Source organism: Cohnella sp. GCM10020058, from assembly GCF_042683485.1.
In the GTDB taxonomy this organism is placed as follows: Bacteria; Bacillota; Bacilli; order Paenibacillales; family Paenibacillaceae; genus Cohnella.
Genome location: NZ_JBHUJV010000017.1, coordinates 37,915 through 63,629 on the forward strand (window position 1 = coordinate 37,915; position 25,715 = coordinate 63,629).

Annotated in this window: 19 protein-coding genes; 17 read left to right on the forward strand and 2 right to left on the reverse strand. The window is 63.0% G+C overall.

The window, feature by feature from the left end; all coding sequences use genetic code 11:
* Positions 1 to 30 precede the first annotated feature (30 nt).
* From ACFSR7_RS27630 to ACFSR7_RS27655, 6 genes are all read left to right on the forward strand, one after another.
* Complete coding sequence (locus tag ACFSR7_RS27630; protein WP_378167238.1) at positions 31 to 4,701, forward strand: X2-like carbohydrate binding domain-containing protein; 4,671 nt, start codon at positions 31 to 33, stop codon at positions 4,699 to 4,701.
* 80 nt (positions 4,702 to 4,781) lie between these two features.
* Positions 4,782 to 5,633 carry a right-handed parallel beta-helix repeat-containing protein gene (locus tag ACFSR7_RS27635; protein ID WP_378167240.1) on the forward strand — a complete coding sequence of 284 codons (852 nt, stop codon included), beginning with the start codon at positions 4,782 to 4,784 and terminating at the stop codon, positions 5,631 to 5,633.
* 62 nt (positions 5,634 to 5,695) lie between these two features.
* Complete coding sequence (locus tag ACFSR7_RS27640) at positions 5,696 to 6,358, forward strand: GntR family transcriptional regulator (protein WP_378167242.1); 663 nt, start codon at positions 5,696 to 5,698, stop codon at positions 6,356 to 6,358.
* Positions 6,359 to 6,476: 118 nt separating this feature from the next.
* Entirely contained in the window at positions 6,477 to 7,238 is a 762-nt protein-coding gene (locus ACFSR7_RS27645; RefSeq protein ID WP_378167244.1) for an SDR family NAD(P)-dependent oxidoreductase, read from the forward strand.
* Positions 7,239 to 7,303: 65 nt separating this feature from the next.
* On the forward strand, positions 7,304 to 8,401 hold the full coding sequence (locus tag ACFSR7_RS27650) for a mandelate racemase/muconate lactonizing enzyme family protein (RefSeq protein ID WP_378167245.1): 1,098 nt from the start codon (positions 7,304 to 7,306) through the stop codon (positions 8,399 to 8,401).
* A gap of 54 nt (positions 8,402 to 8,455) precedes the next feature.
* Complete coding sequence (locus tag ACFSR7_RS27655; RefSeq protein WP_378167246.1) at positions 8,456 to 9,733, forward strand: alpha-L-fucosidase; 1,278 nt, start codon at positions 8,456 to 8,458, stop codon at positions 9,731 to 9,733.
* 33 nt (positions 9,734 to 9,766) lie between these two features.
* Here ACFSR7_RS27655 and ACFSR7_RS27660 read toward each other — a convergent pair whose 3' ends face one another.
* The gene (locus ACFSR7_RS27660) at positions 9,767 to 11,497 is read right to left on the reverse strand and encodes an Rqc2 family fibronectin-binding protein (protein ID WP_378167248.1); all 1,731 of its coding nucleotides are present in this window, start codon (positions 11,495 to 11,497) and stop codon (positions 9,767 to 9,769) included.
* A 716-nt stretch (positions 11,498 to 12,213) separates the two neighbouring features.
* On the opposite strand from ACFSR7_RS27660, the gene ACFSR7_RS27665 reads away from it, so the two are divergent.
* Entirely contained in the window at positions 12,214 to 15,039 is a 2,826-nt protein-coding gene (locus ACFSR7_RS27665; protein WP_378167249.1) for a calcium-translocating P-type ATPase, SERCA-type, read from the forward strand.
* A gap of 139 nt (positions 15,040 to 15,178) precedes the next feature.
* Here ACFSR7_RS27665 and ACFSR7_RS27670 read toward each other — a convergent pair whose 3' ends face one another.
* The gene (locus tag ACFSR7_RS27670) at positions 15,179 to 15,403 is read right to left on the reverse strand and encodes a hypothetical protein (protein WP_378167251.1); all 225 of its coding nucleotides are present in this window, start codon (positions 15,401 to 15,403) and stop codon (positions 15,179 to 15,181) included.
* Positions 15,404 to 15,439: 36 nt separating this feature from the next.
* Between ACFSR7_RS27670 and ACFSR7_RS27675 the strand changes: the two genes are divergently transcribed.
* The 10 genes from ACFSR7_RS27675 (at position 15,440) to fmt (ending at position 25,675) form a co-directional block, all read left to right on the forward strand.
* A complete protein-coding gene (locus ACFSR7_RS27675) occupies positions 15,440 to 15,748 on the forward strand; it encodes an ABC transporter substrate-binding protein (RefSeq protein ID WP_378167253.1) in 309 nt (102 codons plus the stop codon).
* A gap of 330 nt (positions 15,749 to 16,078) precedes the next feature.
* Positions 16,079 to 16,909: a diaminopimelate epimerase gene (gene dapF / locus ACFSR7_RS27680; RefSeq protein ID WP_378167255.1), complete on the forward strand. Its 831-nt coding sequence runs from the start codon at positions 16,079 to 16,081 to the stop codon at positions 16,907 to 16,909.
* 191 nt (positions 16,910 to 17,100) lie between these two features.
* Complete coding sequence (locus ACFSR7_RS27685; protein ID WP_378167257.1) at positions 17,101 to 19,014, forward strand: bifunctional homocysteine S-methyltransferase/methylenetetrahydrofolate reductase; 1,914 nt, start codon at positions 17,101 to 17,103, stop codon at positions 19,012 to 19,014.
* A gap of 167 nt (positions 19,015 to 19,181) precedes the next feature.
* A complete protein-coding gene (gene remA / locus ACFSR7_RS27690) occupies positions 19,182 to 19,442 on the forward strand; it encodes an extracellular matrix/biofilm regulator RemA (protein ID WP_027084220.1) in 261 nt (86 codons plus the stop codon).
* Between the two features lie 13 nt (positions 19,443 to 19,455).
* Entirely contained in the window at positions 19,456 to 20,091 is a 636-nt protein-coding gene (gene gmk / locus ACFSR7_RS27695; protein ID WP_378167259.1) for a guanylate kinase, read from the forward strand.
* 4 nt (positions 20,092 to 20,095) lie between these two features.
* Positions 20,096 to 20,326 (forward strand): DNA-directed RNA polymerase subunit omega, encoded by a 231-nt coding sequence (rpoZ, locus tag ACFSR7_RS27700; protein WP_378167261.1) that lies wholly within the window; start codon positions 20,096 to 20,098, stop codon positions 20,324 to 20,326.
* Positions 20,327 to 20,389: 63 nt separating this feature from the next.
* Positions 20,390 to 21,658 carry a bifunctional phosphopantothenoylcysteine decarboxylase/phosphopantothenate--cysteine ligase CoaBC gene (gene coaBC, locus ACFSR7_RS27705; protein WP_378167263.1) on the forward strand — a complete coding sequence of 423 codons (1,269 nt, stop codon included), beginning with the start codon at positions 20,390 to 20,392 and terminating at the stop codon, positions 21,656 to 21,658.
* The gene (priA, locus tag ACFSR7_RS27710) at positions 21,655 to 24,165 is read left to right on the forward strand and encodes a primosomal protein N' (RefSeq protein ID WP_378167265.1); all 2,511 of its coding nucleotides are present in this window, start codon (positions 21,655 to 21,657) and stop codon (positions 24,163 to 24,165) included. The genes coaBC and priA overlap by 4 nt, the downstream gene beginning before the upstream one ends.
* A 55-nt stretch (positions 24,166 to 24,220) precedes the next feature.
* Positions 24,221 to 24,712: a peptide deformylase gene (gene def, locus ACFSR7_RS27715; RefSeq protein WP_378115204.1), complete on the forward strand. Its 492-nt coding sequence runs from the start codon at positions 24,221 to 24,223 to the stop codon at positions 24,710 to 24,712.
* A 3-nt stretch (positions 24,713 to 24,715) separates the two neighbouring features.
* Complete coding sequence (gene fmt, locus ACFSR7_RS27720; RefSeq protein WP_378167267.1) at positions 24,716 to 25,675, forward strand: methionyl-tRNA formyltransferase; 960 nt, start codon at positions 24,716 to 24,718, stop codon at positions 25,673 to 25,675.
* Positions 25,676 to 25,715: the final 40 nt, after the last annotated feature.

A 25,715-nucleotide genomic window follows, 5' to 3' on the forward strand; every position in this document is an offset into this window, starting at 1 on the left:
ATTTTATCATTCGCTAAGGAGCTGATCCGTTTGCATCGTACTTTTAAGAAAAAAAGTCTCGCTCTGCTGCTCGCCGGCGCGATCGTCGCGCAGCTCGGCCTCGTCGCGCCTGGCGCGAACCGGGCCGCCGCAGCAGATAAAGAGCTGGCGCAAAAGCCGTATATGGGTTGGAGCAGCTACAGCATGCAGGTGTACGACGGCCCTTCGGGCAACTGGACGTCGGCGGCGAAGATCAAGCAAATGTCCGATGCGATGCACGAGAAGCTGCAGGCGCACGGCTACAACTATATCAACATCGATGCCGGCTGGAACGGCGGCATGGACGAGTACGCCCGGCCGATTCCGAGCGAGACGCTGTACCCGGACGGCTTCCAGAACGTCATCGACTACGTTCACGCCAACGGACAGAAGATCGGCATCTATCTGATTCCAGGTCTGTCTCCCGCCGCATACGAGGCCAACCTGCCGATCTACGGCACGGAGAGCTGTCATATCCGGGACATCACGAAGCAGCCGATTCAGTACGCGGATTACTGGAATATCGGCTACAAGATCGATTTCAACACGAATCCCGATTGCGCGCAGGCCTACATCGATTCGATCGCGGATCTGATCTGCTCCTGGGGCATCGACTTCGTCAAGTTCGACAGCGTGACGCCGGGCTCCGGCCACAACGATACGACGATCGACGCACGGGACGACGTGGCCGCCTGGTCCAAAGCGCTTGCCCGTAACAAAATCTGGTTCGAGCTGTCCTGGGCGCTCGACCATAACTATGCGGACGTGTGGAAAAAGTACGCCAACGGCTGGCGCGTCAACTGGGATGTCGAATCGTACGACCCGAAGGTCGGCCTGACGCAGTGGGCCAACATCGCCCGGCTGTTCCCCGACGCCGCGATCTGGTGGCGGGATGCGGGTCCACGCACCGGCTGGAACGACTTTGACTCCCTGAACGTAGGCAACGGCGCGATGGACGGCCTCACCAAAGACGAGCGCCAGACGGCGATGACGTTCTGGGCCGTATCGGCTGCGCCGCTGTACACGGGCAACGATCTGACGCGTCTGGACAGCTACGGCCTCCAGCTGCTTACCAATGACGAAGTGATCGCCGTCGATCAGGCGGGCCGTCCGGCGCATCCCGTATCGACCGCGACGAGCCAGCAGGTATGGTACGCGAACAACGGAGACGGCACTTATAATGTCGCCGTGTTCAACCTTGGCACAAAAGCCGAATCGATTGCCGTGAATTGGAGCGATATCGGGCTGGACGGTCCGGCATCGGTCCGCGATCTGTGGAGCCACAGCGAGCTCGGCACGTTCGAGAAGGGCTATACGGCGGAAAGCGTAGATCCTCATGCGTCGCGCCTGTTCAAAGTAACGGCGCAAAGCGGAACGTCGTTCGCGAACGATGACGACACGGGCTTCGTCTATGAAGGAAATTGGACGCGCAACGGCGGCAAGGAAGTGTCGGCCGAGTCGCAGGATCTGACCGTGAACGTAGGAAGCGCGGCGCCGGGACTGACTGCGGCGGGACGGCAGGAAGCCGGCCAGGCGCAGGATCAATCGAAGAACGCGCAAGCGTTGACGGCCGCGGATCATTATTACGTGGTGAACGACGACGACGCTGACGTGCAGTATAACGGAGTCTGGAACGACAGCGATGGCCGGGGCGTCGGCGATTATTCGAACGACGTTCACTGGACGGAAGGAAACGGCAATTCGTTTCAACTGACGTTTAAGGGTACGGGCATCGACTATATTACCGAAAAGGAAGGCTCCCAGGGCAATGTCCACATTTACCTGGACGGCGCGCTCCAGGGCATCGCGGACACGTACAACGGCGACGGACGCTCGGTGCAGCAGACCGTCTACCGCGTCGGCGGGCTTGACGGCGCGACGCATACGGTGAAAGGCGTCAAGCAGTCCGGCGGCTATGCGCTGCTGGATGCGCTGAAGGTGCATGTCGAGCATCTGATCGATTCGTCGGAAGTCTCGTTCGACTCGGAGCATCCGGCGGACGTCACGACAGCGCTGAAGGTCGACGCGCGCTATTTGAAGAGCGTGACACTGAACGGCAATGGGCTCGCAGCCCCTGCCGATTACGCCGTAGCGAACGGCGCGATTTCGGTCAAAAAGGATGTTTTTGCAGGGCTTGCCGCGGGCGATGCTACGCTATCCTTCACCTTTGCGGGCGGCGATTCGGAGACCAAGACGGTGGCGATCAGCGGACAGCGCAGCGCGATCAACCCCAAGACGGCTTCCTTCGATAAGAAGCCCGCGAACCAAACCGACGTCACGACGACGCTGACGCTGAACGGCAATACGCTGGCCGGCATCGCGAACGGAGACGACGCGCTGTCGTCTGGCACGGATTATACCGTCGCCGGTACGACGGTGACGATCAAGAAGTCGTACCTGGCCAATCTGCCGGTCGGTGCCGCGCAGCTGACGTTCGCGTTCAGCGGCGGCGCGGCGCAGACGCTGACGATTAACGTAACCGATACGTCCGGCCTTCGTTACGTGCTCGTCAACAATAGCGATGCAGGCATCGCTTACAGCGGCTCCTGGAACAACAACAGCGGCCGTCCGTACGGCGATTATCAAGGCGACGTGCAGTTTACGGAAAACAACGGCGATTCGTTTACTTACGTGTTCTCGGGCACGGGAGTCGGTATCGTCACTGAAAAGGACAATTCCCAAGGCGACATGGAGGTCTACCTGGACGGGCAGCTCGTCTCGACCGTCGACACGCGCAGCGAGGTTCGTCAGGGCTTCCAGACCGTGTACAGCGTCTCCGGGCTGATCAACGCCCAGCATACGCTGAAGGCGGTCAAGAAAAACGGCCAGTTCATGCTGCTCGACGCGCTTCGGATCGAGAAGCCGAGCCTGCTCGGCGAAGAAGAGATCGGGTTCGACCCGGCGCAGCCGGCGGATGCGACCGTTACCCTGCTCCGGGACAGCGGCAGCCTGGCGGCCGTTAAAAACGGCAATGCGACGCTGTCGGCCGGCACCGATTATGAAGTGAACGGCGATACGGTCACGATTCGCTCCGCCTATCTGGCCGGGCTGCCTGCCGGCACGACGAAGCTTTCGTTCAGCTTCAAGGGCGATGCGTTCAGCGATATCCATTATGCCACGCAAAACGGCGATGCTTACAGCTATTCGTTCAAAGGAACGGGGTTCACGCTGCGCATGCCGACCGGTCCTTCGCAAGGCGAGTTCGAAGTTTTGGTGGACGGGGTATCCAAAGGAACGGGCAGCGCCGAGAGCGATGCGCTCAAGCTGCAGCAGAACGTATTCCATCTCGACGGACTCGCGAGCGGCTCGCATACGGTCAAGGTCATTAAGAAATCGGGAGAGCTGCTGCTCGCCGACGGTCTTGCGTATACGGTAGCCGGCGTTGACGTCGTGCCGCAGACGCCGTCCGGCCCTGCGACTGCGACACCTGCGCCTGAAAAGGTGCAAGGCAGCGTCGATGGCGGCTCAGGCAGCGCAGCGGTTGTCGTGGACGTCAGCCGGACGACGCTCGCAGGCGGCACGAAGCGGGACGAATTGTCTTTCTCGGGCACGGCGGTAAGGGATGCGATTGCCAAGCAAACGGCGGCCGGCGCAAAATCGATTACGCTTGCCGTTCCCGATGCCAAGGACGAGGTATCCGAGACCAAGGTGACGATTCCGGCGGACATCGCCAAGCAGCTCGCGGACGGCAAGCTTGACCTGGGCTTTGCGATCGGCGGCGCTAAGATCGTCATACCTGCGGCATCGCTTAACGCGGCCGGCGCTGATCTGTTCTTCACGATCAAGCCGCTGAAGAGCGAGGCGGATCGGACGGCCGCGCACGATCGCGCGAACGCATCGAGCGTCGTCAACGCCGTATACGGCGAAAACACGGCGGTCATCGGACGCCCGGTGTCGATCGAAACGAACCTTCAGGGCAAAGACGTCGATATCGTGCTGCCGATCGGCGAAATCGTCGGCTCCGGCGCGAACCAACTGGGCGTCTTCGTCGAGCACGGCGACGGTTCGACCGAACTGAAGCGCGGCGAGCTCGTCGATCTGGGTACGGGCAAAGGATTTAAGATTACGGTGAACAAGTTCAGCACCTTCACGCTGCTGAAGCTGAGCAGCCAGCCGACAACCGCTCATAAAGCTTATATTCAAGGCTTTGCGGACGGTACTTTCAGACCTGGCGCCGCGCTGACGCGGGCGCAGATCGCGACGATCGTCGCGAGACTCGCCGCGGATTCGAGCAGCACGGCCGGCGTGCAAGCCAAGTCTTACGCGGACGTCTCCGCAAGCCATTGGGCTGCGGCAGATATCGCTGCCGTCGGCAAGCTGGGGCTTATGAACGGCTACGCGGACGGCACGTTCCGCCCGGATCAGGCGGTCACGCGCGCCGAGATGACGGCGCTGGCCGTGAAGCTCGCGCAGCCTTCGGGAGCGCCGGGCGCCGGATTCGGCGATACGGACGGCAGCTGGGCCGAGGCGGCGATCAAGCAAGCGCAAGGCGCAGGCTGGATCGGCGGCTATGCGGACGGTACGTTCCGTCCCGGCCAGGCGCTGACGCGCGCGGAAGCGGTCACGCTGCTCAACCGCGTGCTGGGCCGCGAGCCTGCGCTGGCGGGCGGCGTCTCCAAGTGGTCCGACGTACCTGCCGGGCACTGGGCGTTGGCAGACTTGCTCGAAGCTTCCGCAGACTGACTGCCCAGTAACGTAAACTGAAAAAGTACGGGACTCTTCCATTAGTGGAGGGTCCCGCTTTTTAAGGAGGAGATGACAATATGACCGCAGCACTTATTCAACAACGGGCAGGACTGCAGCGGTTCAAGCGCCGCGCGGAAGCCGGCCGCTCGCCTTCGCTTTTCTCGGCGGCTCCATCACCGAGGGCGCGGGCGCGTCCGACGCATACAAGGCGAGCTGGCGCGCGCTCACCGGGGCTTACCTCGCCGCTCGCTTCGGCGCCGATCGCATTTCGCTTATCAACGCCGGCGCAGTTCGCCTGCGCCCGAACGCTGACGGCAATCGGCACGGGGACGGTCAAGGCTGCGGAGAGGCTGAGCGACCGTTTGCTCGAAGTGACACTGGCGGATCCGGTGCCTGAAGCGGTGGAGGAAGGCAACGTCGTGGAAAACGTAACCTGGACGCCGGAGGTCCACATCGCCGGCAACCGGTTCGCGCGCATTCCGACGCGCGGCATCCTCTTGACGACGCGCCGTCCGGCGATCATCGAAAACGATACGTTCGAACAAATGCGAAAGAGCGCCGTCTGGATCGAGGGCGCCTCCTTCTCCTGGTTCGAATCGGGTCCGGTACGGGATCTCACGATCCGCGGCAACAAGTTCGTCGATTGCGGCGATACCGACTGCCCGGTCGTGGCGGTCGTGCCGGCCGTCTCGGAGCCGGATGCGGAGCGGCCGGTCCATCGCGGGATCCGACTGACGGACAATCGCTTCGAGACGCGGGATGCCGTCGTACTGGAGGCGCACGGGACGCGGGGCCTTGTTTTCTCCGGCAACGAAATTACCGCGGTGCAGACGGCAGGCTTCGCCAAGCTTATGGACGCGATCCGGCTGACTGCATGTGCGGATACGGACATCCGGGATAATCGTTTTTTAACGGGAAACGGATCTTAAACCAGGCGCGCAGCATGTATCGTGTATGATAAAATGGAGCAAACGTTGAAAAGGGTGAGCCCATGCCGGACAATCCGCCGTCCTTGAACCGCTACGTCCTCGCCGACGAGCTGTACGCGCTGCTGAAAAAACGCATTCTGTCCCACGAAATGTCCGCAGGCGATAAAATCAACATCGACAAGCTCGCGAGAGACCTCGGGGTCAGCAACATTCCGATTCGCGAGGCGCTCTCGCGGCTTTCCTCCGAGGGACTCGTATCCGTCGTCCCGTTTAAAGGCATGTTCGTGGCGGCCATGAACGCCAAGGACATCGACGAGATCTTCGAGATCCGCCTTTCTCTGGAGACGCTCGCCCTGCGAAAAGCCGCGGCCCGCATCCCGAAGGATCAGCTTCGCCGGATTTTGGCGGAGACGACGGCTGCCAAAGAAGAAGCAGGCGCAAACCAGGGATCCGCAAGCCGCATGTTCAAAATGAACGAAGGGTTGCACGGCACGATTTTGGCGTTTGCCGACAATGAGAATTTGCAGCGCATGGTCGTGTCGTTGATCGAGCGGATTTACCGCTATTTGAACCTGTTGAACTTTACGATTGCAATCGCAGACGAAAGAGAAGAGCACGTCCGGATCTTAAACGCGCTGCTTACGGACGATACGGACGAAGCGACAGCCGCCTTGGAGCGGCATTTGCAGCGTGCACGGCAGCGTTTGCGCGACAGTTTTTCGTAGATAAAACGGGGAACGATTCCCCCTTTACGGAATAAATCATGTATGATACTTTTAAAATCATACACGATTTATTATTTACATTATACCGTCAGCAATCGGAGAAAGGCAGGATAGGCCTATGCTGCTAAACGAGAAGGTTTGTCTTATCACGGGGGGCGCTTCGGGAATCGGCGAAGTCGTCGCCCGGCGGTTCGCGGCCGAAGGCGCGATCGTCGCTGTAGTCGATATCGACGCCGGGGGCGCGAGCCGCGTCGCGGACGCGATCGCGGCCGAGGGAGGGCGAGCCTGCGCCGTGCGCGCCGACGTCTCGTCGGAAGCGGATGTCGCGCGCGCCGTAGCGGAGATACTGGAGACCTATGGCAGAATCGACGTGCTGCTTAACAATGCGGCGACGATTCTGCCCAAGCCGCTTGAAGCGGTGAGCGAGGAGGAGTGGACGCGCGTCATCTCCGTCAACCTGAAGAGCGTGTACCTGACGATCAAGCACACGATCCCCGCGCTTCGCCGCTCCAAGGGCAACATCGTGAACATGGCTTCGCTTAACGGGCTCGTCGGCCAGAAGCAAAACGCCGTCTACGCGTCTACGAAGGGCGCCGTTATCGCGATGACGAAGGCGCTGGCGCTCGACTACGCGCCGGACGGCGTCCGCGTAAATTGCCTGTGCCCCGCCGGCGTCATGACGCCGCTGCTGGAGCAGTGGCGGCTTGGGCAGCCGGATCCGGAGGCGACGACCCGGCTGCTCGCCGACATGCATCCGCTCGGCCGGCCCGCCTCGTCCGAGGAGATCGCGGATGCCGCGTTGTTTCTCGCTTCGGAAGGCGCAAGGTTCATCACCGGCGTCGCCCTGCCCGTCGACGGCGGCGCCTCGCTCGGCTATTAAAGCGGCGAGCGCGGTGCCAATGAACGAGCTCTCATGCTGCATCTTTTAAAATGAGGAGGATATCTATGAAAATCACGAAAGCAGAAAGCTTTATGTTACACGTGCCGATTACGCCGCCCATTACGGACGCCATCAACGTCGCGACGCACTGGGGCGTCAACGGCGTCCGCATCGAGACGGACGAAGGCATCGTCGGGTATGGCTATACTGGAACGACCGCCAAGGGCGACGAGATGATCGCAGACACGATCGACCGCTATTATGCGCCCGCGCTCATCGGCAGGGATCCTTTTATGGTCAGGCGTATTTGGGACGATCTCCGCTTCGGGCCGATGCACTGGATCGGACGCGCGGGAATTACGCATATGGCGCTTGCGGCCGTGGACGTCGCGCTGTGGGACATCATGTCCAAGGCGGCGGGCAAGCCGCTCTGGCAATACCTCGGCGGGCACAAGCCGGACAAGATCAAAGCCTACAATACGAACGGCGGCTGGCTCAACTGGAGCAAGGAGCGGCTGATCGCGGACATGACGTCGATGCTGGAGCAGGGCTTCACGGCCGTGAAAATGAAGGTGGGCAAGCCGGATCCGCGCGAGGACTTCGACCGGGTACAGGCGGTCCGCAAAGCGATCGGCGACGAGGCGGGTCTCATGATCGACGTCAACCAGCAATGGAACATCACGACGGCGATGACCTGGGGCAAAAAGCTGGAGCAGTTCGACCTGATCTGGCTCGAGGAGCCGCTCAATCCCGACGACATCCCGGGACACCGCAAGCTGGCCGACGAACTGAACGTGCCGATCGCGCTCGGCGAACATGTGTACAACAAATACGCGTTCCGGGATTATATCGCCCAGGGCGCCGTCGAATACGTTCAGGTGGACGTAACGCGGGTAGCCGGCGTGACCGAGTGGCTGCAGGTAGCCGGCCTGGCCGCCGCGTACGACCTGCCAGTCTGCCCCCATGTCGGGGATATGGGACAGATTCACCAACATCTCGTGGCGGCGACGCCGAACGCGGTCATGCTCGAGTACATTCCATGGATCCGACATATTTTCGAGGAGCCGATCGAGGTGGCGAACGGCTTCTACAAGCTGCCCGAGCTGCCCGGCGCGTCGACGACGATTTTGCCCCGTTATTTTGAGGAATATCGCGTTAAATAAGCGGTCGCGGCGCATTCGCTTGCGCGTTGCCGCATCGGGAGGAGGGGCTTGGGCATGAGAGCGTCGCATCCGGAAGCGCAATGGTTCGACGAAGCGAGATTCGGCCTTTTTATCCATTGGGGACCCTATTCGCTGAGGGAGATCGAAGCGTCGTGGCCGCTGCTCGACAAGAGCGACCAGGCGATCGGCGTAGAGGTCTACGAGGCGCTGGCGGACGAGTTCAATCCGGAAAACTACGATCCCAAAGCTTGGGCGCGCACGGCCAAGGAAGCCGGCGCCAAATACGTCGTGCTGACCGCCAAGCACCATGACGGGTTTTGCCTGTTCGACACGAAGACAACGGATTACAACGCCATGCGGCGGGGGCCGAAGCGCGACCTGATCGCGCCATACGTCGAAGCGATGAGAGAAGAGGGGCTTAAGGTCGGTCTCTACTTCACGACAATCGACTGGCACGACCCCGACTTCGCGACGATCCCGATCGCACCCTGGCTGGCTTCGCCGAGGCCTTACGTTTACGATCCGCTGCGCTGGTGGTCGTTTCACCAGCGCTTCGTAGAGCAACTCCGGGAGCTGCTGACCAACTACGCGCGCATCGACTTGATCTGGTTCGACGTGCCGGGATTCGGCGCGGACCGCTGGCGTAGCCACGAAGTGAAGCGGATGATGCTTAACCTGCAGCCGCATCTCGTCATTAACGATCGGCTGCCCGATGCAGGCGATTACGAGACACCCGAGCAGTTCGTGCCGCTGCATCCCCCGGAAGAGTGGTGGGAGACGTGCATGACGATGAACCACCAATGGGCCTATCATTCCGATCCCGATACGTACAAGCAGCCCGAGGCACTGCTTGACACGCTGCTCGAGGTCGCGACTAAAGGCGGCAACCTGCTCCTGAACGTCGGGCCGCGTCCGGACGGCAGCTGGCCGGAGCCGGCGCTCGCGCGGCTCGAGGCGATCGGCGTCTGGCTGCGGCACTCTGGAGAGAGCGTTTACGGCACGCGAAGAACGCCGGCGCATTTTCCCCCGGCCTTCTACGGTCCGACGACCGTCAAGGCGAACACGGTCTATTTGCATGTCAGGGATATCCCCCGGTTCCCGCTCGAGCTGCGCGAGATCGGCGGCCGGGTACGCGGGGTCAGGTTGGTGAGGACGGGCGAGCCGTTGAACTGCCGGACGGAGGTGATCAGCGGCTTCGCGGGAGGCGTCGACGGGCATCATAGCGTCCAGCGGCTCTCGATCGACCTGCCCGCCTCGCTGCTGGACGGATGGAACACGGTCGTGGCGGTCGAATTCGAGGAGCGTCCCGTCTGGCCTTCCGGGCCAGGCTGATTCGCGACCCGGCCTGTTCTTGCACGGCGGGGCTTAAGCCTTTTTAACGACGCTGGCGAGATTGCGAACGAGCGACTCGTCCGGCGTGATGAACAGCGTCTTCTGCCCCTCGTAAATGACGAAGCCCGGCTTCGCGCCGCTCGGCTTGCGGACGAGGCGAATCTTCGTATAGTCGACCGGGACGAGGCTGGACTCCTTGCCCTTGCTGTAGTAAGCGGCCAGCATGGCCGCTTCCCTCAGCGTCTGCTCGCCGTAATCGACGGCACGGATGAGCACGTGCGAGCCGGGCATGTCCTTCGTGTGCAGCCAAGTGTCGCTCGGCTGTCCCAGACGGTTGGTTACGTAATCGTTTTGCGTATTGTTTTTGCCTACATAGATCGGCACGCCCTCGCTGGACGTATAGCAGAGGATGGCGGGCCGGTCGTTTTTCTTTTTGCCCCGGTCGCTTTTGCGGCCGCCGCGCGCGCGGATGTAGCCCTGTTCCGTCAGCTCCGCGCGAATCTCCTCGATATCAGCCGGCGTGGCCGTGTCCAGGCCCTGCAGCACCGATCCGAGATAGGCGATCTCGCGCTCCGTTTCTTCGATCTGCTCGGTGACGACCTCGCGGCTGTTTTTCATTTTCGTATATTTGCGGAAATAACGCTGAGCGTTCTCGTTCGGCGTCAGCAGCGGGTCCAGCTGAACCCGGACCGTCGGCTGATCCTCCTCGTAATAATCGGTCACCTCGACCTGCTTATCCCCTTTGCTCGTCGCATACAGATGCGCGGTCAAGAGCTCGCCGAGCCGGCGGTATTTGTCCGCGCCTTCGGCTTCCTGGAGCGTCTGGCGGAGTTTCTCCAGTTTTTTGACGTTTTTGGCCGTCTCGTTTTGCAGCAAGCGGGTCAGATCGACGGTCCGCTGGCGGACGAGATCGCGCTCGGCCTTGTCGATATAATATGCCTCAATACAAGCGTGCATGGAATCGCAGCCGCGCGCCTCGCCTTGCACATGCGTCAGCGGCAGCGCGTGGAACTGGGTCCTGCCGGAAGGATCTTCTGCGATGGACGGCGCGTAGCGATGGGCGGCGGCATCGCTCATCAGCGCAGTGAAAGCGGCCGGTATGTCGGATTCGCGGCCGCCGGCGCGGTAGACGATCTCTTTGGCGAGCAGCGGGCTGAGTCCCGTAAAAGCTTCGACCAATGCGCCTGCTGTCGGGGAGCCGGCCGCTTGGGCCAGCGCCGCCGCGACATCGGCCGTCGTCGCTTCCAGCGGGTTTTGCTTGTCCTGCGCCGGAGGCGCCACGTATTTGACGCCGGGCAGCACGACCCGGTAGCTGCTGATGGCGGGCGTCACGTGCCGGATGCTGTCGTGGACGACGCCGGTCGCCGGGTCGAGCAGCACCAGGTTGCTATGGCGGCCCATGATCTCAAGGACGAGACGCTTGAGCGACAGATCTCCGAGCTCGTCCCGGTGCCGGACATCGATCTCGACGATCCGCTCGGCGCCGAGCTGGCGCACCGCTTCGATGATGCCGCCTTCGCAGTACTTGCGCAGCAGCATGCAGAACATCGGGGGCTCCTGAGGGTTGGCCCAGGGCTGCTCCGTATAATGAAGTCTCGGCATCGAAGGATGCGCGGACAGCAGCAGCTTGCGGCCGAAGCCCTGGCCGCGGATATGCAGGACGACCTCGTTTTCGGTCGGTTGATAGATTTTGGCGATGCGGGCGCCGACGATCTCTTTCAGCTCGTGGACGAGCGCACGTACGACGATGCCGTCGAGTGACATAAAGGCATGACTCCTGACCGGTGCGTTTTTCGGAAGTTCCGTTTCTTTAATGATGCCATAGATGGTCCCAAAGGGAAAGGCGAGGAGCTGGCGGCGGTGTCGAAGAAATTTTTTAATCGGCAAAGCGCTTAAGCGGAGCGTTTTCCGCATAGACGGGCGCCCGGACGATGAATTTGCGAGGAGATAAGAGGTATTTCCGTGTAGCAAGGGCGTTCGGGCCTATCAATTGCAAAAAAAAGGTGGCACCACTCGCTGCGTTAGTGCTTTTTTGCGCATATCGGCACCATCCTGGAAGCCTTGGAGGTGACGATAGCGCCTTTTTGCATTTATCGGCACCTTCCTGGGCGTCTCTGCGGTGACGATCGTGCCTTTTTGCGCTTATCTTGCAACGGCATTCTGCTGATGAAGGTTTCTGCGGCCCTATGCGGTTTTTCCATACGACGGCGCTCGCGGACGATAGTGTGTGAGTAGATACGTGGGTTTCCGTGTAACCGGGCGTATAAGCATAAGTTTGCGAAAAGAAACGTTTACGCGTAAATGGTTTGTCTATGCGAGCATCAGTTTTAGGAGCGCTCTCGTTCCCTTCATGCCGTGCTGCCAAACGGAAGCGGAAAGGAGACGGACAAGGGGATATTTCCGGGCTTGACCGAATAGACATAGGCTAGTAGGCTGTCCGGCTTCGTCCGGAGGGCGATATCCGGGAGGAGGAACCCGTCGTGGAAGGGAAGGCCTGGCATCAGCTAAGCGAAGACGAGCTAGCCGTATTGCTCCAGACGAACACGAAGGAAGGGCTGGCGCCTAGCGCCGCGCAGGAGAGGCTGGCGGGACACGGGAAAAACGAGCTGGCGGAGAAGCGCAGGGAGTCTCCGATCAAGCTGCTGCTCAATCAATTCAAGGATTTTATGGTGCTCGTACTGGCCGGGGCGACGGTCGTATCAGGACTGCTCGGCGAGATGCTGGACGCGCTCACGATCATCGCCATCATCGTCTTAAACGGCCTGCTCGGCTTCTATCAGGAATTCAGGGCGGAGCGTTCGCTGAGAGCGCTCAAGGAATTGTCCGCGCCGAACGCGAAGGTCATCCGCGGCGGCAGCCTCGAGGTCGTTCCAGCCAGCGAGCTGGTGCCGGGCGATCTCGTCCTGCTTGAGAGCGGCGACCGCGTGCCCGCGGACCTGCGTCTCGTGCAGAGCAGCCAATGCACGATCGAGGAAGCCGCGCTCACCGGTGAGTCCGTTCCGGCGGCCAAGCAGTCGATGCCGCTCTATGCGGCGGAGCTGCCGCTTGGCGACCGCAAAAACTGCGCTTATCTCGGCACGATGGTGACGCGCGGAACCGCCCGGGGCGTCGTCGTGCGCACCGGCATGAGCACCGAGATGGGCAAGATCGCCGACCTCATCCAGCAGACGGAAGAGGCCGAGACCCCGCTGCAGCACCGGCTGGAGCAGCTCGGCAAGATTCTGATCGTCGTCGCCCTGGCGCTCACCGTGCTTGTCGTCGTCGCGGGCGTGCTGCACGGCCAGCCGCTGTACGGCATGTTCCTGGCCGGCGTCAGCCTTGCCGTAGCCGCCATCCCCGAGGGCTTGCCCGCGATCGTCACGATTGCGCTCGCGCTCGGCGTGCAGCGCATGATCCGGCGCAAGGCGATCGTGCGCAAGCTGCCGTCGGTCGAGACGCTCGGCTGCGCATCCGTCATTTGTTCCGACAAGACGGGTACGCTCACGCAGAACAAAATGACCGTCACCAAGGTTTGGACCGGCGGCAGGGACATCGAAGTGACCGGCGAAGGCTACGGGCCGGCAGGCCAACTGCTCGAGCGCGGAAACGCGATCGACGTCAAGGGAGACGCCTCGTTGAGAAGGCTGATCCAGGTCGCCGCGCTTTGCAATAACGCGGAGCTGGCAAAGACCGAACGCGCTGCCGATAACCGGGGCCGCAAGGCAGAACGCAGCGAAGAGGAAGAGCTCGAGGACGCAGACTGGCTCGTAAAGGGGGACCCGACGGAAGGTGCGCTGCTGGCGCTTGCCGCCAAGTCGGGACTGCCGCGGGCCTCGCTCGAAGCGCTTTATCCGCGCGTGAAGGAGTTTCCGTTCGACGCGGAGCGCAAGCGGATGTCTGTGCTTGTCTCGCATCAGGGCGGCCGGCTGATCTGCACGAAGGGCGCGCCGGACATGCTGATCGACCGCTGCGCCTATGTCTTGTGGGACGGCAAGGTCGTGCCGTTCACGGGGACGCTGAGGCAAAAGGTGCTGCGCGCCAACGAGGAGATGGGCGGCGAGGCGCTGCGCGTGCTCGGATTCGCTTATCGGGAGGCCAAGGGCGGCGAGACCTGCGATTCCGAGGAGCAGGCGGAGGAGGGACTTGTCTTCGTCGGACTCGGCGGCATGATGGACCCGCCGCGCCGCGAGGTGCCGGGCGCGATCGCGAAGTGCAAGGCGGCCGGCATCAAGACGGTGATGATCACCGGCGACCACCAGATGACGGCGGAAGCGATCGCGCGCACGCTAGGCATTCTGCCCAGAGACGGCAAGGCCGTCAGCGGCGCGGAGTTGGCCGGCATGACCGACGACCAGCTCGACAAGATCTCGGACGAAGTCTACGTCTACGCCCGCGTATCGCCGGAGCACAAGCTGCGTATCGTACAATCGCTGCAGCGCCGCGGTCATGTTGTCGCCATGACCGGCGACGGTGTGAACGACGCGCCGGCCGTCAAGGCGGCGGACATCGGCATCGCGATGGGCATCGCGGGAACGGACGTGACCAAGGAGGCTTCGGCGCTCGTACTGGCCGACGACAACTTCTCGTCGATCGTCGCGGCGGTCGAAGAGGGCAGAGGCATCTATGAAAATATCCGCAAGTTCATTCGCTATTTGCTGGCTTCCAACGTCGGCGAAATTCTCGTCATGTTTTTCGCGATGATGGCGGCGCTGCCGCTGCCGCTCATCCCGATCCAGATCCTATGGGTGAACCTGGTCACCGACGGGCTGCCCGCGATGGCGCTCGGCGTCGATCAGGCCGAGAGCGATCTGATGCGACACAAGCCGAGGTCGGCCAAGGAGAACATTTTCGCACGGCGTCTCGGCTGGAAGATCGTCAGCCGCGGCGTGCTGATCGGCGCTTGCACATTGGCGGCGTTCGTCCTCGCCCTCGGCGGCCGGGATGCGGATGCCGCGACGCTCGTCCACGCGCAGAGCGTCGCGTTTGCTACGCTCGTCATGGCGCAGCTGATCCACGTGTTCGACTGCCGGAGCTCGCGCTCTATTTTCCACCGCCGCTTTTTCGAGAACAAGTTTCTCGTGCTGGCGGTGCTGTCCTCGCTGCTGCTCCTGCTCGCCGTCCTGTATTTCGAGCCGCTGCAGCCGATCTTTAAGACCGTGCCGCTAAACCTTCGCGATTGGGCGCTCGTCTTCGTAGCCGCCGGCATCCCGACCTTTGCGATGGGCATCGGCAGCGTATGGGGCTCGTCGCGCCGCCGCCGTTCCGGCGGACGCATCTCGTACGGCGGCGGCCGCGGGGCAGGCCCGGTCAAGACGATCGTCCGCTGATCGCGCTCGCTGCCAAAACCGCCGATTGACCGATTCATATCGCTGCCGCCTCGTTCATTCGACAAGTGGCGAGCCTGTCCCGACCGCGCTCTTCCAGCGCGAGGGGCGGGCTTTTCTCATTTTGTCCATGCGGCGCTGTCTAATTGTCCATTGTTCGCCGCGCGGGCATGCGGTAGACTGCCGCGTCTTCTGCCGCAGCTTCGCCATCTGCGCCCGCACCGTCTTCCTCCGCTGGATCGACCGACATTGCATCGAGCGCCGCCGCATCACCTGCTTCGGCAGCCGCCACTCGAACGTATACGGACGCAGTAGGCCGGCAGGTCGAGATTCCCGTCAAGCCCGAGAAGCTGGTCTGGTCGCGCATTACTTTGCCTTCGGGATGGTCGCGCTCGGCCAGTCGATGATCGGGACCAACCATGTGAACGCCAAGCAATCGCTCTCCGAAGAGCAACTCGCGCCCGATCTGATCGTCGTGCCGGACTTTGTCGAGAAGGGCGATCTGGATCAACTGTCCAAGATCGCGCCGACGGTCACCATCGCGTACGGCACGGACGAGTTTACGCGCCTGCGGACGCTCGGCGAGCTGGTGGGACGCGCCGATGCGGCCGACGCCTGGATTGCCGCTTACGAGGACAGGGCCGAACAGACCCGCGATAAGCTCAAGGATGCGGTCGACGCCTGGATTGCCGCTTACGAGGACAGGGCCTAACAGACCCGCGATAAGCTCAAGGATGCGGTCGCAGAGGGAGAGACGGCGGCGGCTGAGGGCCGGGCATAGATCATGAACGATTAATGGGGCAACTATAACCCGATCACGCTGGAGGGCCATCTGGGCGAGATGGAGCGTCTGCTCGGGCGCGGCGGCATGCAGCGGCTTCCAGGGGGCTTGCGGGCAGACACGCTCCCGGCGGCATTTCGATGCGGAAAAGTACAAACTAAATTGCGAATCCTGTATGCGCAGCGAAGTCCCGGTGCGGTATGATAGGGACACGGAAGGACAGGTCCGACCCCGAACTTCATACCAGGAGGGCTAACCCCTATGCAATTTACGAAAATGCACGGTCTCGGCAACGACTTCATCGTGGTGCACGGCGAAGCTTCGCTGCCCGCGGACGCCGCCGAGCGCGCCGTCAAGCTCTGCAACCGGTACTTCGGCATCGGCGCCGACGGTCTCGTCTATATCCTGCCGTCGGAGCGCGCGGACTTTAAAATGCGCATCATCAATTCGGACGGCTCGGAAGCCGAGCAGTGCGGCAACGCCATCCGCTGCGTCGCCAAATACGTGTACGACAACCGTCTGATCGACCGCGAAGCGATTACGATCGAGACGCTGGGCGCCGGCGTGCAGCCCGTCCAGCTCGAGGTCGAGGACGGCAGCGTCCGCCGCGTCCGCGTCGACATGGGCGAGCCGATCCTGAACGGCCTCGACGTGCCGACGACGATCGACGCCAATCCCGTCATCGGACAATCCGTCGAGATCGACGGACGCGAGTTCAAGTTCACCGCCGTCTCGATGGGCAATCCGCACGCCGTCATCTACGTGGACGACGCGGTCGGCTTCGACCTGGCAACCTGGGGACCGAAGCTCGAGACGCATTCGCTGTTCCCGCGCAAGATCAACGTCGAATTCGCGAAGGTCAACTCGGCCGAGCAAGTCGACATGCGCGTCTGGGAGCGCGGCGCGGGTCCGACGCTCGCCTGCGGCACCGGCGCTTGCGCGACGCTCGTCTCGTCCGTGCTGAACGGACTGACCGGCCGCTCGGCGACGATCTCGCTCGCCGGCGGCGACCTGTATATCGAGTGGAGCGAGGATAACAACCGCGTCTACATGACCGGTCCGGCCGAAGCGGTATACACCGGTACGGTCTGACGAAGACGCGGCCCATCGGCCGCCGCCATACGCTTTGCGGGAACCCGGACTTGTCCGGGTTCTTCTCTGTTTTTAAAGGGATTTACGGCTTCGGTGCCGCTTCTGCCATTTCCGCGCGGGAAGAAGTATGCTACATTAGTAGAACGATTCTGCGTACAATCATTTATGACATAGATAGGATGGGAAGCCTCTTGAAACCGGATTTTCGCACAGCGCTGAGCCAGCGGCCGCTCGTCGGCGACGGGGCGATGGGAACCTACCTCTACCAGTTGGGATTCCCGATCGGCGTCGCGTTCGAAGAATACAACCTGATCAAGCCCGAGATGATCCTTGAGGTTCATCGCCGCTACGCGGCCGCCGGCGCGGAAGTCCTCGAGACCAATACGTTCGCCGCGCAGCATGGCAACCTGGTACGGTTCGGCCTCGAAAAGCGTACCGCCGACATCAATGCGGCCGGCGTCGCGCTCGCGCGGCAGGCAGGCGGCGACGCCGCCTACGTGCTCGGCGCGGTAGGCGCGATCCGGGCCGGCCAGCGCAAAAACGCGCGGACGGCGGAGATTACCCGCGACTACGAGGAACAGATCGGCGCGCTTGTCGGGGCCGGCGCGGACGGCATTTTGCTCGAGACGTTTTTCGAGCTCGACGAGCTGATGCTGGCGCTGCGCATTGCGCGCAAGCTGGGCGACCTGCCGGTCGTCTGCCAGTTCGCCGTAGACGATCCTGCGGTGACGCGCGACGGCGTGCCGATGGGCGAGGCGCTTCGCCGGCTTAAGGACGAGGGGGCCGACGTCGTCGGCTTCAACTGCCGCAGCGGTCCGAACGGCATTTTGCGCGCCGTTCAGAATATCCCGCTCGATCTCGGGCTGCCGCTCAGCGCCTTCCCGAACGCCGGACTGCCGGATTACGAGGACGGCAGGGTCGTCTATTCCGCTTCGCCGGCCTACTTCGGCGAGAACGCCAGGGCGTTCGCGGACAACGGCGTCCGTCTGTTCGGCGGCTGCTGCGGGACGACGCCGGAGCATATCGCGGAGATCGCCGCGGCCTTGCGCGGCTATGCGCCGTCGTTGGCGGAATCACTGCGGCCGGCTACGGCCGCCGAGATCATCGTTGCGCCTTCCCGGCAGCGCGCCGAATCGGCCGATGACGGCAAAGGCGAGCCGGCGAACATCGCTCAGCTTGCCCGCCGGCGCCACACCGTCATCGTCGAGCTCGATCCGCCGAAGGATCTCGACATCGGCCGCTTCATGGACGGCGCGGCCGCGCTCCGCGACGCAGGCGCCGACGCGTTGACGATGGCGGACAATTCGCTCGCGGTCACGCGCATGAGCAACATGGCGCTCGGTGCGCTTGTCCAGGAGCGCGTCGGCATCCGGCCGCTCGTGCACATCGCCTGCCGCGACCGCAACCTGATCGGCACGCAATCGCATATGATGGGCTTCGATGCACTCGGCATCGACCATGTGCTCGCCGTCACGGGAGACCCTGCGAAGTTCGGCGACCTGCCTGGCTCGAGCTCGGTATACGATCTGACATCGTTCGAGATCATCAAGATGATCAAGCAGCTGAACGAAGGCGTCGCCTTCTCCGGCCGCACGCTCAAGCAGAAGGCGAAGTTCGTCATCGGCGCGGCGTTCAACCCGAACGTCAAGCATCTTGACAAGGCGGTGCAGCGGCTCGAAAAGAAGGTGGCCGCCGGCGCGGACTACATCATGACGCAGCCGGTCTACGACGTCGGGTTGATCGAGCGGATCGCCGAGGCGACCAAGCATCTGGATGTGCCGATCTTCCTCGGCATTTTCCCGCTGGCGAACGGCCGCAACGCCGAATATTTGCACAACGAGGTTCCAGGCATCCAGTTGTCCGACGCCGTCCGCGAGCGGATGCGCGGTCTCGAAGGGGCGGAAGGAAAGGCTGAAGGGATCGCGGTCGCCAAGGAGCTGCTGGACGCGGCGATGAAGCATTTTAACGGTATTTATCTCATGACGCCGTTCCTTCATTATGAGATGACGGTCGAGCTGACGCGTTACGTCAAGGAGAAAAGCGGCGTTCATGCCGACAATTGCGGCTACGCCTCTTGTCCGACCAACGATTATCAAGTAAAATGAATCAATATGGCCTGCCGCGAACCGGTGTTCTCCACATGCCGTACGCGGACGGTGCCAAGCGTATTCCATCGATTGCGGTATGCGGAAACGCCACAGTGGCAACAATGGTGCCTATCCGGCGCCATCCGGCCGCTGCCAGCAAGACATGGACCGGAGGGAATAGTGGCATGGCGATTAAGCTCATCAACATCGGATTCGGCAACATCGTATCGGCGAATCGGATCATCTCCATCGTGAGTCCCGAGTCCGCGCCGATCAAGCGGATCATTCAAGAAGCGCGCGACCGGCATATGCTGATCGACGCGACGTACGGCCGCCGCACGCGCGCCGTCATTATTACGGACAGCGATCACGTGATACTGTCCGCGGTCCAGCCGGAGACGGTGGCGCATCGCCTGTCCACCAAAGACGACGAACATGACGAATGAATCGGGGAAGTCCATGAACAGAGGTTTGCTGATCGTATTGTCCGGTCCGTCGGGCGTCGGCAAGGGGACGGTGTGCGCGGCGCTGCGCCGCAAGCTGCCCGACCTGACCTATTCCGTCTCGGCGACGACGCGGTCACCGCGGACAGGCGAGATCGACGGCGTCAATTATTTTTTCAAGACGCGCGAGCAATTCAAGGATATGATCGAACGCGACGCCCTGCTCGAGCATGCCGAGTATGTAGGCAATTACTACGGCACGCCGCGCGACTTCGTCGAGAAGACGCTCTCCGAGGGCAAGGACATCATTTTGGAGATCGAGGTTCAAGGCGCCGTCAAGGTTCGGGAGAAGTTTCCCGAGGGCGTCCTCGTCTTCCTGCTTCCGCCTTCCCTTCAGCAGCTGAAGGACCGGCTCACGGGGCGCGGCACGGAGACGCAGGCGACCATCGATCATCGTCTTTCCGTTGCGGTCGAAGAGATGAACCTGCTTGAGCATTACCATTACGCAGTGGTCAATGACGAGATCGACGCGGCTTGCCGCCGGATCGAGAGCATTATGGTTGCCGAGCATTGCAAGCGCGAGCGCTTCCTGCACGAGCTGTTCGTCGAGCTTGAAGGCCTGCGCGAAAAGCAGAACATACCGGAGAGGTGATTAGATGCTATACCCATCGATTGACGAGCTCGTCCGCAAGGTAGACAGCAAGTACACATTGGTCGTCGCGGCTTCCAAGCGCGCGCGGTCGCTGCGCGAAGGCCAGACTAGCAAGCTGCACGCACCGAAGTCCCACAAGTTCGTAGGCGTGGCACTAGAAGAGATTTTTAAGGACTACATCACGGTCGAGGCGATCACGGAAGAAGAACTGGCCGAGGAAGAAGAACAAGCATAAATGGCTGCAAACAACCCTTCGAGGTTGTTTTTTTTTCAGAATCGTGAGGAAGGGGCGCTCGGTATGAACCATTCGCTCTCGGGAAAAACCATCATACTCGGCATCACGGGCGGGATTGCGGCCTACAAGGCGGCCACCCTGTGCAGCCGTCTCGTCTCGCTCGGCGCGAGCGTGCGCGTCATCATGACAGAAGGGGCGACGAAGTTCATCGCGCCGCTGACGCTCCAGACGCTGTCGCGGCATCCGGTGGCGACGGACGTATTCGACGAGCGGGATGCGGCCGTTGTGCAGCATATCGACTGGGCGGACGCGGCCGACCTGGTTGTGGTCGCTCCGGCAACCGCCAATAGCATCGCGAAGCTTGCGCACGGGATCGCCGACGACATGCTGAGCACGACGCTGCTCGCGACGACGGCGCCGGTGCTGATCGCGCCCGCCATGAACGTGCACATGCTGGCACATCCGGCCGTGCAAGACAATCTCGATACGCTCGCGCGGCGCGGGGTGCGATTTGTCGAATCCGGCACCGGCCAGCTCGCTTGCGGCTACGTCGGCAAGGGCAGGCTGGCCGAGCCCGACGAGATCGCGCAGGTCGTGGTCGAACTGCTCGCGGGTCCTAAACCGCTTGCCGGCAAGCGGGTGCTCATCACGGCGGGCGGCACGCTGGAGCGGCTCGATCCGGTCCGTTACATTACGAACGACTCGTCCGGCAAAATGGGATTTGCGCTCGCCGAGGAGGCCCGCGCGCTCGGCGCGGACGTGACCGTCGTCTGGGCGCGTACGGAGCTCGAGCCGCCGCCCGGCGCCGAAGTCGTACGGGTCGAATCGGCGCAGGAGATGTACGATGCCGTCATGGCGCGGCTTCCGGCCATGGACGTCGTCATCAAGGCTGCGGCCGTCGCGGATTACCGGCCGGTGCAGCGCGAGAAGGTCAAGATGAAAAAGGGTCCGGACAAGCTGACGCTGGAGCTTGTGCGCAACCCGGACATCTTGCAGGCGATCGGCGACTGGAAGCATGAAGGCGGCGGCGCGGGCAAGGACAAGCCTTATATTATCGGGTTTGCCGCGGAGACGGGCGACGTCGAACGCTATGCGCTCGACAAGCTGCGCCGCAAGCGCTGCGACCTGATCGCCGCGAACGACGTATCCCAGCCGGGCGCGGGCTTCGGAACGGATACGAACATTGTAAGCCTGTACGGGTCCGATGGCCTCGTCGAGACGCTGCCGCTCCAGTCCAAGCGAGAGGCGGCCGGCCGCATCTGGCGAGTCGTGCTTGCGCGCGCGCCCGGTCTGCGCGCCGGCGAAGGCGAAGGCGGAGGCCCGCGGGCATGAACGTCGCCAGGATCAGCGTAGACGTGCCGACCCGCGACGCGGACCGGCCGTTCGACTACTCGGTACCCGCGCATCTGGAAGGCTGGGTCGAGGTCGGCAGCCGGGTTGCGGTACCCTTTGGCGGCCGGACGCTCCAAGGCATCGTGCTTGAGCTGCCGGAGGATTCGGAGGTCGACCGCCGGCGGCTGAAGCCGATCGCGGACGTGCTCGACGCCGTGCCGCCCTTGTCGCCAGAGCTCGTGGAGCTGGGGATCTGGATGAGCGAGCGCTGGCTGTGCCCGCTCACCGTCGCGCTTCAGGCGATGCTGCCCGCCGCGCTTAAGGGCAAGACCGAGAAGTATATCTCGGCGGCGCCGAACACGGAGTGGACGCCCCTGGACCGGTTCGAGCAGCCCGAGCTGCTCGAGGCGCTGGAGCGGCATGGCACGCTGAAGCTGTCGCAGCTGCTCCAGCAGCATCCGGAACGCGTAGCGGCCGTCAAGCGCTGGCTTACGGAGGGCAAGCTGGAGGAACGGCAGCAGGTGGAGGACCGCCTGTCGGTCAAGACCGTGCTGACGGTCGTTCCGCCGTCGGAGGGTGAGCTGCGAAGCGCATTGCTCGAACTGCCGAACCGGGCGGCCAAGCAGCGCGACGTACTCGCGTATTTGCTCGCGAACCGCGAGCCGATCGCCCAGCAGGCGCTGGCCGAAGCGGCCGGCACGACGACGGCGGTTATCCGCAGCCTGGCCGACAAAGGGCTGATCGAGCTCGCGCCGGTGACCGTGCAGCGCGATCCGTACGCCGGACGCAATTTTGAGCCGTCTGTTCCGCTCGCGTTGACGCCGGCGCAGCAGCAGGCGTTCGCGCCGATCGCCGATGCCGTCGACCGCGAGGCGCACCGGGTATTTTTGCTGCACGGGGTGACCGGCAGCGGCAAGACCGAGCTGTACCTGCAATCGATCGAGAAGGCGCTGCGGCAGGGACGCGAAGCGATCGTGCTCGTGCCGGAGATCGCGCTTACGCCGCAAATGGTGGAGCGGTTCAAGAGCCGGTTCGGCGCGCGGGTCGCCGTGCTTCACAGCCGGCTGTCGAGCGGCGAGCGGTACGACGAATGGCGTAAAATCCGCGAGGGAAGAGCCACGGTGGCGGTCGGCGCACGGTCCGCCATTTTTGCGCCTTTTTCCCGGCTCGGACTGATCATCATCGACGAAGAGCACGAGACGACCTACAAGCAGGAAGAGAGCCCGAAGTACCATGCGCGCGACGTCGCGGTCAGGCGGGGGCAGCGTCACGGCGCGGCCGTCGTGCTCGGCTCGGCGACGCCGTCGCTCGAGACGTACGGCGCGGCGATCGAGATCGCGCCGGGCATCGGCGGACGCGGGGAAGAGGTCGTGCCCGTCTACGTGCCGCTTCCCGAACGGGTCGCGGACCGGCCGCTGCCGCGCGTTACCATTATCGACATGCGAGAGGAACTGCGGCTCGGCAACCGCGCGATGTTCAGCCGCGCGCTTGCGGACGCGCTGCGCGAGCGGCTCGCGCGCGGCGAGCAGACGGTGCTGCTGCTCAACCGCCGCGGCTATGCGACGTTCGTCATGTGCCGCTCCTGCGGTTACACGGCTTCGTGTCCGCACTGCGACATCGCGCTGACCTACCACCGGGGCTCGCGCAATTTGCGCTGCCACTATTGCGGCTACTCCGAGCGGGAACCGGAAGCTTGTCCTTCGTGCGCAAGCCCGCACATCCGTTTTTTCGGAACGGGCACGCAAAAGGTGGAAGAGGCGCTGGCCGCGACGTTTCCCGGCATCCGCGTCATTCGCATGGACGTCGATACGACAACGGAGAAGGGCTCGCACGAGCGCTGGCTGACGGAATTCCGCGAGCGCCGGGCGGACGTGCTTCTCGGCACCCAAATGGTCGCTAAGGGGCTCGATTTTCCATACGTGACGCTGGTCGGCGTGCTTGCCGCCGACTCCGCGCTTCGGCTGCCGGATTTTCGGGCGGCGGAGCGGACGTTCCAGCTGCTCACGCAGGTAGCGGGCCGCGCCGGCAGGCACGAGCTCCCCGGAGAGGTCATCGTCCAGACGTACGAGCCCGAGCACGCATCGATCGCCTCCGTCGAGCGGCACGATTTTCGCGGATTCTCGCATCAGGAACTCAGGCATCGCCGTGCGCTCGGATATCCGCCCTACGGCAGGCTGCTCACGCTTACGCTGACGCATGAGCAGGTGCCGCTGCTGCTGTCCATGGGGCAGACGTTCGCAGCCAAGATGCGGGAGAAGGCTGCGGCGGTCGGCGCGAAGGCGGACGGCAGGCCGGGGCCGGGCGGGATCGCCGTCGAGGTGCTGGGCCCCGTGCCGTCGCCGATCGCGCGGCTCAAGGATCGCTACCGTTTCCAATGTATGATAAAATATCAGGGAAATCCCGACGTGCCCGGCTGGACGGCCGAGGTGCTCAAGGAACTTCAGGAAGGCGCGAAGCGCCATGGCGTGCAGCTCGGCGTAGACGTCGATCCGCAGATGATGCTTTAAGCGCGCATGATTATCGGCATTTTATATTAGATATAGACTGAAAGGTGGGGATGGCGTGGCGATTCGATTGATCGTGAAGCATCCTGATGACGTGCTGCGCGAGAGAGCGCAGGAAGTAACGAAGTTCAACGCCAATCTGCACAAGCTGCTCGACGATATGGCGGACACGATGTACGATGCCGACGGCGTCGGTCTGGCGGCGCCGCAGGTGGGCGTTTCCAAGCGCGTGATCGTGGTCGACGCGGACGAGGAGCACGGCCTGATCGAGCTGGTGAATCCGGAGGTCGTCTCCTCCGAGGGCGAGCAATTCGGACCGGAAGGCTGCCTCAGCATACCGGGGCTCCAAGGCGACGTGCGCCGCCCGCTTAAGGTAAAAGTGAAGGGGCAGGACCGCAACGGCAGCCCGGTGGAATTCGAGGGCACGGAGCTGCTCGCAAGAGCGTTTCTGCACGAAATCGACCATCTGAATGGCGTGCTGTTCATCGACCTCGCCGAATCGATCTACGAGCGCCGCGCGCCTGAGCCGGCAGAAGAGGGCGAGGCGTAAGGCATGGCCCGAATCGTATTCATGGGAACGCCGGACTTCGCCGTACCTTCCCTGCGCCTCTTGCTCGAGCGCGATGACGTCCAGGTGGTCGCGGTCGTCTCCCAGCCGGACCGGCCCAAGGGTCGCAAGCGAGAGCTGACGCCGCCGCCGGTCAAGGCATTCGCGCTGGAGCACGGACTGAAGGTGCTGCAGCCTGAGCGCATGCGCGCGCCTGAAGCCGTCGAGGCGGTGCGCGAGCTGGCGCCCGATCTGATCGTGACGGCGGCATACGGGCAAATATTGCCCAAGTCGCTGCTCGACATTCCGCGTCTCGGCTGCGTGAACGTGCACGGCTCGCTGCTGCCGCGCTACCGCGGCGGGGCACCGATCCAGCGTTCGGTCATCGACGGGGAAAAGTCTACCGGCGTCACGCTGATGTTCATGGCCGAAGGCCTCGACACGGGCGATATGATCGCCCGCGTCGAGCTGCCGATCACCGATGCCGACACATCGGGCACGATGTTCGACAAGCTCAGCGTGGCCGGGGCGGAGCTGCTCTGCGAGTGGCTGCCGCGGCTGATCGCCGGAGACGCGCCTCGGCAGCCGCAGGACGACGCGCTGTCGACCTATGCGCCGAACCTGACGCGCGACGACGAGCGGCTCGACTTCGGCGCTTCGTCGCGGCAGCTGTTCGACCGCGTGCGGGGCTTGTCCCCGATGGCGGGTGCGTTCACGCTGCTCGGCGGCGAGGTGTTCAAGGTGTGGGGGATCGCCCTGCCTGAGGATGCGGACGCAAAGCTTGCGGCGGACTGGCAGACGGCCGCGCCCGGCACGGTGCTGGGTAGCGGCGCCTACGGCATCCGCGTGCGCTCCGGCGATGGCAGCGTCGTGCTGACGGAGGTGCAGCCGGCGGGCAAGAAGCGGCTGTCGGCCGCGGACTATGCGAGAGGGGCCAGGCTGGCCCCGGGAACGACGCTCGGTTAACCGGGCGTCGTTTTTTTTATGGCTTTGGTTTGGATTGGCG